Here is a 236-nt window from a genome sequence, read left to right on the forward strand (position 1 = left end):
ATTCTGTCAAATTAGGCTTTCTCAAGTCACCACTAATTATCAACGTATTTTTACCCGATGCCGCAAAAGTATAAGCTAAATTTAACGAACAAAAAGTCTTACCCTCTCCACTGACAGAAGAGGTAACCATAAAGACTTTAGCTTTATCCTCATCAAGGTCTCTAAGGTATTTTAAATTTGCACGTAAAGACCTGAATGATTCAGAAACCAAAGATTTCGGTTTTTCCTTAACTATC

1 pseudogene is annotated in these 236 nt (G+C 35.2%); it reads right to left on the minus strand.

Annotated elements, in window-relative coordinates:
* Positions 1-236, minus strand: a pseudogene (locus E1140_RS00015) (CpsD/CapB family tyrosine-protein kinase); the annotation flags it as partial.

The sequence above is a fragment of the Fulvivirga lutimaris genome (assembly GCF_009711525.1).
GTDB lineage: Bacteria > Bacteroidota > Bacteroidia > Cytophagales > Cyclobacteriaceae > Fulvivirga > Fulvivirga lutimaris.